Genomic DNA, 10,010 nt, shown 5'->3' with positions numbered 1-10,010 from the left:
GGGTTAAAGCATGACGTTGATTAAAGACCTGAGTACAAATGATGAATTTGTCGGCTTCTGTTTATTGAAGGAGCTGGAACTGAAGCAAACCAACACATCGCCGGCAAAGGACTACTTTGATTTGGTGCTGTGTGATTCCAGTGGACAGTTGCCTGCCAAGTATTGGGATGTGAAAGAAACGGAAAGAGACAACTTTTCTCCGATGACGCTGGTCAAGGTTCAAGGAATCGTTCAGTTATATCGGGAAAAACCGCAGCTTAAGATCATCAGGATTCGCAATATAAGGGAAGAAGACGGTGTGTCTCTAACCGATTTTATTCGAGCTGCACCAATGGGATCTACGGAATTATTAGAAGTCATAGACAGAGTCATTGAGAGTATTTCGGATCCGGTGATTCGCGATAGTGTAAGCTTTTGCGTCGATAAGGTGAGAGAGAAACTAGCTCATTATCCAGCGGCCAAAATGCACCATCATGCATACTTCGCAGGCTTGGCCTATCATGTCGTTCGTATGCTGGAGATTGGAGAGTTCCTTTGCAAGCAGAGACCATTTCTAAATGCGGACATGATCAAAGCGGGAATTATCCTGCATGATATCGCAAAGCCAGAGGAAATGATCGCTCAGCTTGGGGTCGTGACAGATTACAGCACCCAGGGTAAGTTGATCGGTCATATTGCCATGGCGGCTAGTTGGATCACAGAAGCGGCTTTGCGGCGGGAGCTTCCACTCGATTCGCAACAAGTGATCGGATTGCAGCACCTTATTCTCTCACACCATAACCTCGGGGAATGGGGAAGCCCGGTACAGCCGCAAACGGCGGAAGCAGTAGCGCTGCATCATATCGACGCACTGGATGCTAAGCTGCAGATGGCAGAGGATGCACTAAGTGCCACTTCTGACAAGGAGTTGTGGACACAGCCCATCCGAGGGCTGGAGAATAAAACGTTGTATAAGATGACATTTTAGAATTGAAATATACGAAGAAATGCAACAAAAAAACTTTGCGGCAAAATAGCGGCAATGGTATAATATTATTGAGGATGGTGATGTTATGTTTACACCTAAATATTCAATAACGGACGCCATTGCCCGCAGACTAATGGATATACAACGCGCCAGCGTTGTGGTGGATTTGCTTCCATTGCCCGCATCTATTCTGGATTTGCTTAAGAAAGAATCGATGGAAAAGACGGTCATCCTTTCAACGAAAATTGAAGGAAACACGCTTGATGAGGCGACAAAGCGAAAAGTTTTGTACCAAACCAGCAATGACAATGAAGAGCAGGAAGTTTATAACTTAATGAAAGCTTTAGAATACCTGGATGAAGCCGAAAAAAGGCAGCTTCCGGTCACAGAGGAATTGATTAAAAAGCTGCATGCCATTATCCGAATATCCCACGGACGAAGACCGCGTGTTAGCGAGTATCGCGAAGAACAAAATCAAGTTGGCAGCCGCAATGCTTCTGGTTTTTATTTACCGCCAGAATGGCAAGATGTTCCGGTATTAATGGAGGATTTGGTTGCCTGGGTGAACTCGCCGGAAACCTATTCGGTTCCGGTTCCGATCAAGGCTGGGATATTCATGTGGCAGTTTCTAACGATTCATCCGTATTTGGACGGTAATGGCCGAACAGCCCGGATGATTACGACCTATCTTTTACGCCGTGGTGGTTATGGACTGAAGGGTTTATTCGTACTAGAGAATTTCTACGACCGCAACTTAGCTGAGTATTATCGCCGACTCCAGTTGGGTCTCCATCACAATTATTATTTTGGGCGGAATGAGGCTGACTTGACGCCCTGGCTGGAATTTTTTATTGATGGTTTGGCGGAGGTTTTTCAAGAAGCCGCTGCCATTGTAACTGATAAATCTGCCCAAATGACCAAAATCGAACCGGATCTGATTCGCAAGTTGGATCCCCAGCAAAGAATGGTGTTCGCTCAACTAACCTTCAAACAAGACACCTTGACGACAAGTGAAATGAGGGACCTGCTTCGCTTGTCGGATCGTTCAATAAGGGAAAAAGTGAGCCATTGGAGAGAAGAAGGATTCATTGAGCCGCGCGATCAAGACGCCAAAAGAGTTCGTTCTGTAAAATTATCCGCGGAATACGAGAAGCTGGCTCAAGACATTCGGAGTGCCCCGGATAAGTTTGCTCATTTTCTGAAATGAATGCAGCACCGCGATCTCAAGATGAGATTTCGCGGTGCTTTTTTAATTGGCAGAACGTACATTCGCTGACAATCTATTGTCTCTGTGATCCGTCATAATGAAGGAAAGACATACGGGAGTGATTACAGTGGAACAACCGATATCGCCATCACAGGTACGCAGCATTACTACGGAGCAGCATTTCTAAAGCCGGGTCAGATCGTTCACTTAATCAAAGACCCGGATAATCCGCATGACCATGAAGCGATTAAAGTAGAAATGACCCCAATAGGCAAAATCGGTTATGTCGCCAACAGTCCGCATACCGTACCGAAAGCATGCCGCAGCGCCGGCCGGATTTATGATATGTTTGAGCATCATGTTGGCGGTATGGTGCGATTTGTCGTGAAGGATACAGCCATTGTTGAACTTACACCGGGCATAGAGGAAATGTACATCATCAAAACGACAGAGGACGTTTCGTTTTCTGCTTGTCTAGGCAGGAAGGACTAGGTAAAACGTAGAATCCCAAATATAATAAGAATTTACATTACATATGCCAAGATGGGAGATTTCGCATGACGGATAAAGTAATACGACTCTTTAAAATGCTTCTTGCCATTCAGGCTAATCCGGGGATTTCAGCCAAAGAGCTGGCAGATAAATGCGAGACAACGGATCGAACGATTTACAGAGACTTGAGGATATTGGATTTAATCGCACCGATCACGAACGAGGGGTATGGGAAAGGGTACCGTTTTGTCGGCAATTTCGCCATGTACCCGCTGAACTTCACAGAGCAGGAGGCGTTGGTATTTTCAGTCCTGCCATCCGTGCTCGACACCAGCAAACTGCCTCCAGGATTTGAATCCGCTTACGACAAGGTGATGGCTACGCATGTGAAGGAAACCCGGAAGCGGTACGATACATTAGAAAATGTCGCGGACATGATCCAAATGGGCACCCCGGCTTATCGGGAGAACAGTGCCAACTTTTTGCTGCCCATCATGGAAGCGATTATCGCCCGCAAGACGATCAGGGCTGTTTACCATACCCAGAGCCGGAATGAATTGACGGAGCGCGAAATTGATCCGTACTACCTGGTTCCAAGGGATCAGCGGTTTTATTTGATCGGTTATTGTCGTGCCAAGCGGGAGATTCGCACATTTCGCATCAGCCGTTTCCGACATGTAGAGCTGACAGGAAATCATTTTGACAAGGGTGATTTCAGCATCGCGCAGTACATGAAGCACACCTGGTCCATTGAACGAGGGGATTCTTTAATCACCTTCAAGATTAAATTCCATCCGGATGTTGCCCGCTATGTAAAGGAAGAAGAATTGTTCGTGAGACCGAAGATGACCGATCTGCCAGACGGCAGCTTATTATTCGAGGTCACCGTCAACCATGAGCGCGAATTTATGAACTGGGTGGTTCAGTACGGACCTTCGGCGGAGATCTTAGAACCTGCATCTGTCCGTGAGAAATTTAAGGAACAGTTGCAGCGTTGGGGGCAGATGTATGGAAAGTAAGGATGCGAATGTCGAGCGATAGACGAAAGGAGGGTGTCCCATATGAAAACAGAAGGCACGTTTCTAGAACGTTTATCTGATGCAATCCGTAAAGAGCCTTTTCGCCGCAAGATTGTGATTGCTCCTTCCTACATGGAAGGGCAGTCTTGGTTGATGCGAATATGTCGGGAATTAGGACCGGTAATGAACACGGAGGTTCATACGGTTCAATCCTTTGTTAAAAGAGAGGCTGAGTTCTCCCTGTATAAACAAGGGATGACCTTAATCGGGGATCAGCGGTCCTTTTGGATTGTACATCATATTATGGAACAAATGGCTTCCGATGTGGATACTTACATCTCCATGGATCAAGTAAAGCCTGGTATTGTGATGCATGTTCACCAAGCCATTATGGATTTACGCCGTGCCGGGGTAAAAGCAGAAGAACTGCGAAGCGATCAACTTTTGAGCCAGCAAAGAGGCATCTATGTCAAAAAGGTGCTGTCAGCGTATGAGCGCTTTCTAAATCAGCGGAGCTGGACCGATTTCCCCGGCCTTTTGTCGTATATACCAACCCAATTGCCGGAAAACGTAGAGCTTATTCTGCCAGACCCTATGCCGCTTCCACCGGTTTCCGCCCGGATGATGGAGCGGTTGTCAAACGGACGGATGACAAGGATTGTAGCGGATTCTTCCTTCACTGACGTTCAATCCACATTGCCGTTCGGAGAAGTTCAGTTCTATCATGCGACCGGAAGGATGGCGGAGGTTCGTGAAGCATTGAGTCGAATTATTCAGGGCCGGATGCCATTGGATGAAGTGGAGATGATCGTCCCGGATGAAGAATATACGCTGGCCATTTCGACCATGTGTGCTTCTCTGGGTCTTTCCTGTTCTTGCGCAGACGGGCTGCCTGCGATTACATCCGGAATGGGAAGAGCCGCCCATTTCCTGCTGAACTGGCTGGAGTCCGGTTATCAGGTGCGGCCGCTCGTATCGATGCTGCAGCAGCAATTGATTACGTTCTCCGATCGTGAGCAAGGAATAACGAATGCGGATTGTATTCGAACTCTGGAGAAAAGCGGAATCGGCTGGGGGAAAGAACGGTATATCAAGTTGCTAGGGTCAGAAGTTGTCCGGTTCCAAGGGGATTCAAATGAAAGACCCGAAGAACGGGAGCGAACGGAACAACAACAACGGGATGACGAGATCAAGAAGCATCTGACAAACTTTCTTGGAGAATTGTTTCCAGACGAAGCGGCGCTCTCCTCTCCTAAGGGAATCTGGGGATGGCTCGTGAACGTCTTGGATCGAGTTGGTGTCTCTGGAACAGAAGATGATACGATCGTCCTGCAAGAAATGAGAGGTATCGCTAATGAACTGCAGGAATGTCCTGTTCCGGACTTGATGCCATTTCAGCAAATGCTCTTGTATGCCCGAGACATGCTGCAGGAACTTCGAGTCGGGGTGCAGCGGTTACCCAAGCCCGGATCCCTGTACATATCGAGTTTGCCGAACGGGGGGATCAGCGGGAGGAAACAGACGTTTCTTCTCGGGATGGATGAACATTCGTGGTCCGGGAATATCAGGCAAAATCCTATGCTTCTCGATGAAGAGTGCAGACGGATCGGTGCCGGGCTTCAAACAGCCATGCAGAGACAAAGAGATCGGCAACGCCTTCGTGATGGTCGGCTTGGGATGATAAGCGGCAATATCACATGCAGCTTCTCGTCGTATGACTTGGCAGAAGGAGCGACAGCAAGCCCGGCTTTTCAACTTCTACAGGTCTTCCGGAAAGTATCCGGAGAACCGAATGCGGACTATGAGATGCTGCATCGGAGCTTAGGCGAACCTGTCGGGTATTTGGATGTAGAACAGCCATCCTCTACTGAGCTAAATGAATTGCCCTTAGACGGCTCTCATTACGTCTTCCGACAAATCCGTTCGAATGTAAACCTTATGAAGGACCGGCAATTCTTCATCGAGTCAGTCTATCCTTCTCTTCGTCAAGGCAGACTTGCACTCGAGGCGCGTACCAACTCGCAAGTGACAGAGCATGACGGATATATAGCGGGGGATGAATGGGCTGATTATTGCAAAGGCCGGGAAGAACGGACGCTTAGCGCAAGTCAATTGGAGAAGTACGCGGAATGTCCGATGCGTTACTTTTTCCAATATGTGCTCAGGATTCGCGTGAAAGATCAGGTGACTTTTGATCGTACCTCCTGGTTGAAGCCGAATGAAAGAGGCTCGCTGCTGCACGAGGTTTATCGTCGTTATATGACGGAAGTCAGCGCAAGTAAAGTCATGCCTATTACACACGATCATGCCCGTTTACTTCGTATTGCGGAGGAGACGATGCTCTTATATGCCGAGCGGATTCCAGCACCGAGCCCTCATGTGTTTGAGAGGGAGCGGCAAGCGATGCTTCGGGATATTGAAGTATTCTATCGCATGGAATTGCAGGCTAATACGGCCCCCCGGTTTTTCGAACAAGAGCTCATCGTAGACGGCCAGCCGTTGCATCTTGAGCTTGGCGAGGACATGGCGATTACGCTGCGCGGAATCGTCGACCGGATCGATCAAGTTGCGCCGCATCAATATCGAATTATTGACTATAAGACCGGCAGTCCTCGGTCTTACAAAGAAAATGGCATGTTCGCAGGCGGCACGCAGCTGCAACACGCTCTATACGCGATGGGGACAGAGCTGTGGATGCGGCAAACGGGTGTGGATTCAGAAGCAAAAGTGCTTGAAGCGTCTTACGTCTTTCCAAGTGAACGGGGGCACGGGCAAGTGATTGCGCGCTCGCAAACCGAGCGGGATCGAGTCACCGAGGTGATCCGGGGAATCCTTTCGTCGATGGAACAGGGATTGTTTATTCCCGCTTCAAATCCCGCGATCTGCCGGTATTGCGACTACGCGGCTGTATGCGGAGAGCACGCAGAACTGCTGGCCGATAAGCGAAAGGACGAAGTGAATTCGGAACTGTTGCACACGCTGCTGGAGGTGGAGAACATTGAATGAAGCATCCGATCAACAAGCTAGAAAGAGGATATTAGAGGAACTGAGCACGACCTTTCTGGTAGAAGCCGGCGCAGGATCAGGCAAGACAACCAGCTTGGTCGGCCGATTGCTGGCGCTCATCGAGACCGGAACGGCTAAGATCGAGCAGATTGCGGCGATCACCTTTACGAATAAAGCGGCGGATGAGATGAAGGAGCGTTTCCGTATTGCTTTGGAGCGGAAAGCGGCTGATGCTGAAGGCGAAACTAGAGGACGATTGGAAGAAGCCTTGGCCAATTTGGACCAAATCTTCATCGGAACTATCCATGCGTTCTGTTCCTCCATGCTTCGGGAGCGTCCGATTGAGGCCGGATTGGACCCTTCTTTCGAAGAAATGGTTGATGAGATGAATCGTGCGTTCCACGATCAATGCTGGGACGAATATCTGATTCGGCTGCAGGAGAGAGATCCTGAAGCCCTAGCATCCTTTGGCGAGGTGGACATTGATGTAAGCATTCTTAAGGATGTCTATGATCGGGTATCCTTTTTTACGAACCTCCAAATCCCTTGCGAACTGGTCCAACGTCCTGAATTCAACCTGATCCGTCTCTCGCTGCTTCCCATGATGGAAGAAGCAAGCCGATTTATGCCGACAGTTGAACCGGAGAAGGGTTGGGATAATCTTCAGGCCAAACTGCGTGCTGCTAATCGTATGCTGCGGTTGTCGGATGAGCAGGACGATATGCTGATACTAACACTTGCGAAGATGTTTGACTTCAAACTGGATGTGAAGCAATACAAATGGACGGATAAGAAGCAAGCCAAAGCCATCTCCGAACGATTTCATGAATGGCAGATCACGGTCCTGTTCCCCTTTCTTCAATCGTGGCGGGAATATCTGTATCCGAAGGTCATTCAATTTGTCTTGCCTGCATTGGAGTATTGCAAAGAACGGCGATTGCAGGAAGGGAAGCTGAACTTTCAGGATCTTCTGATGAATGCATGCCGTCTGCTGCGTGATTACCCGGAGGTTCGAGCGTTTTTCGCCGGGCGATACCAACGGGTAATGGTCGACGAATTTCAGGACACCGACCCGGTCCAAGCGGAAATGATGTTTCTCTTAACGGGGGCCGGGGATGATCCGAACGAACGGAATTGGCGGAAGCTTACTCCAAAGCCGGGTTCCTTGTTCCTCGTAGGAGACCCGAAACAGTCCATCTATCGTTTCCGCCGCGCGGATATTTCCATTTATAACGAGGTGAAATCGAGGATTCACGCATGTGGAGATGTTCTTCACTTAACCAGCAATTTCCGATCCGTCGATGCGATCGGCGATTTTGTGAATGGGCAATTCGTCGGCAAGCTTCCCGTTCGGGAAAGCGAGGTGCAAGCGGCGTATGTTCGGATGGAAACGAATATCCCCAATCCCAAAGCAAACAAGAAATCGAATCACGGGATCTATGCGCTTACGTATCCGAAAATTCCGGGAGGCAAGGATGCAGTAGCGGCGGTTGACGCAGAGCGTATAGCCACAACTATTGCGTGGGCTTGCCGACAAGGGAATATGCACATTCAGGAGCGGGATGGCGCAGCTTGGGTGTATAGAGAGGCGCGGCCCAGTGATTTTCTGATTTTGACAAGAACAAGGCATTATTTGCACCTATACGCGGAGGAGTTGGAGAAGAGGGGCGTAGCCGCGGAAACGGTCGGAAGCTCCGCCTTATATCCCGAGCTTCATACACTTGGACAATTAGCTCTCTATCTGGCCGATCCGTCTGACCAAGTGACGATGCTGAGTGTCTTGCGCGGGCCTCTATTCGGTATTAGCGACAAGGAACTGATAGCGTATCGTGCTCAAGGAAATGCATGGTCAATTTATCGGCTGCTGGAGGAAACAGAAGAACGGGGCAATCCAGTTACCGCTGCATTATGGAAATTGCGGGAATATGCCGGCTGGGTCAAGGAAATGCCTGCATGGGCAGCCCTACACCGCATTATAGAGGACACCGGTCTTTTACCTTATTCTAGTATACAAGAAGCTGGTGCCAATCGTTCTGGAACTCTTCTCAAGATGCTGGAGCTCTTGCAGCGTGGCGCCTTGCTTGCTTCGGATTGGCATGAACTGGCGCAGGCGATATCGGCCATTCGGGAGAGCAAAGGGATGGAAACTGCGAGTCTCTATACGGGGAAAGGTCAAGCGGTACGGATCATGAACGTCCATAAGGCAAAAGGCCTGGAAGCGCCTGTCGTGTTTCTCGCTTGTCCTTGCGGGGACAAGGATCATGACGCTGACCAGTTTGTTGATCGTTCGGAGACAGAGGCAGCGGGCTATTTCCTGATCCAACAATCGAAAGGATTTCAGAAAGAAACGATTGCCCAGCCGGTAGGTTGGGAATCGATGAGCGTGCGGGAACGAGCCTTCATGCATGCGGAGCGGGATCGTCTTCTCTATGTCGCGGCGACACGAGCCAAACAAATGTTGGTTGTCAGTCTCTACCCTGAGCAGCCGGCAAAGTGCCCGTGGAGTTCGCTCATGGATGGGATGGATCATATCCGTGAGCTGGATGTCCCTGAAACGGATGCCGGGACCGGTGAGTGTGAGAAGGAATTAGCACGAGATATCGCATCTATTGATTTGGGGGCTTTCTTGGCTCAAAGGGAGCAGGTGTTCCATCTGCTGCGCCAGCCTACTTATGTGGAAGCAACCGTTACCGGACTGACGAAGAACATGGACGAAACACCGGAATGGTCAGCCAATGGGAGAGGACAATCTTTTGGTAGTGTAATCCATAAGGGACTTGAAGCCGTTGGAAAAGGTCTTCCGATAAACGAACTTCCTGTATACGTTCAATACCTCTGCCAGGTCGAAGGGGTTGCAGAGAAGATTGCTGGGGATGTTCTTCCTATACTCCGAGAAGTGCTGGATAGCGAACTCTGGCAGCGAAGTCAGCGAGCGAAACAGCGGTTGTTTGAGATCCCGATCATGATGCATCAGAGAAATGGGGGGCCAACGCCATTTCACGCAACCGAACAGGCAATATCCGAAACAGCCGCCGCGGCATTAACGCAACAATCCAATAACAGCTTAAATCTCTTTGTGAAAGGTGTAATAGATTTCGCCTTTGAAGAAGAGGATGGCTGGGTGATCGTCGACTTCAAGACCGATCAGCTTGACGAAGGCAAATTGCAGCAGTTTGTCCATTTCTATGCGCCTCAAGTTCAGGCGTATGCTTTGGCTTGGTCTGAGACGTTCGGATATCGGGTGAAGGAAGCAGGATTATATTTTATTAGTCTGCAGAAACATGTCGCACTAGGGCAGTCTGTAGTATAATTAGACAAG

General features: G+C 49.3%; 6 protein-coding genes. All 6 read left to right on the top strand.

Features of this window, described 5'->3' with window-relative positions:
- The first annotated feature begins 10 nt into the window (after window positions 1-10).
- Window positions 11-967, top strand: a complete 957-nt coding sequence (locus ACFO3S_RS23050; RefSeq protein ID WP_378100850.1) for a 3'-5' exoribonuclease YhaM family protein — start codon at window positions 11-13, stop codon at window positions 965-967.
- Window positions 968-1,052: 85 nt separating this feature from the next.
- Window positions 1,053-2,174, top strand: a complete 1,122-nt coding sequence (locus tag ACFO3S_RS23045) for a Fic family protein (protein ID WP_378100849.1) — start codon at window positions 1,053-1,055, stop codon at window positions 2,172-2,174.
- Between the two features lie 84 nt (window positions 2,175-2,258).
- Window positions 2,259-2,666 (top strand): HIRAN domain-containing protein, encoded by a 408-nt coding sequence (locus ACFO3S_RS23040; protein ID WP_378100847.1) that lies wholly within the window; start codon window positions 2,259-2,261, stop codon window positions 2,664-2,666.
- 65 nt (window positions 2,667-2,731) lie between these two features.
- On the top strand, window positions 2,732-3,685 hold the full coding sequence (locus ACFO3S_RS23035; RefSeq protein WP_378100845.1) for a helix-turn-helix transcriptional regulator: 954 nt from the start codon (window positions 2,732-2,734) through the stop codon (window positions 3,683-3,685).
- A gap of 42 nt (window positions 3,686-3,727) precedes the next feature.
- The gene (locus tag ACFO3S_RS23030) at window positions 3,728-6,691 is read left to right on the top strand and encodes a PD-(D/E)XK nuclease family protein (RefSeq protein ID WP_378100843.1); all 2,964 of its coding nucleotides are present in this window, start codon (window positions 3,728-3,730) and stop codon (window positions 6,689-6,691) included.
- Window positions 6,684-10,001: a UvrD-helicase domain-containing protein gene (locus tag ACFO3S_RS23025; RefSeq protein ID WP_378100841.1), complete on the top strand. Its 3,318-nt coding sequence runs from the start codon at window positions 6,684-6,686 to the stop codon at window positions 9,999-10,001. Before ACFO3S_RS23030 ends, ACFO3S_RS23025 begins: the two co-directional genes overlap by 8 nt.
- Window positions 10,002-10,010 lie beyond the last annotated feature (9 nt).

The sequence above is a fragment of the Cohnella hongkongensis genome (assembly GCF_042654645.1).
Classification (GTDB): Bacteria; Bacillota; Bacilli; order Paenibacillales; family Paenibacillaceae; genus Cohnella; species Cohnella hongkongensis.
The sequence above is the reverse complement of the archived record's forward strand: the minus strand, read 5'-3'. Positions and strand labels throughout refer to the sequence as shown.

Coding starts and splice junctions, on each gene's coding strand:
- ACFO3S_RS23050 (WP_378100850.1), top strand. CDS start 11: ATGACGTTGATTAAAGACCTGAGTACAAATGATGAATTTGTCGGCTTC.
- ACFO3S_RS23045 (WP_378100849.1), top strand. CDS start 1,053: ATGTTTACACCTAAATATTCAATAACGGACGCCATTGCCCGCAGACTA.
- ACFO3S_RS23035 (WP_378100845.1), top strand. CDS start 2,732: ATGACGGATAAAGTAATACGACTCTTTAAAATGCTTCTTGCCATTCAG.
- ACFO3S_RS23030 (WP_378100843.1), top strand. CDS start 3,728: ATGAAAACAGAAGGCACGTTTCTAGAACGTTTATCTGATGCAATCCGT.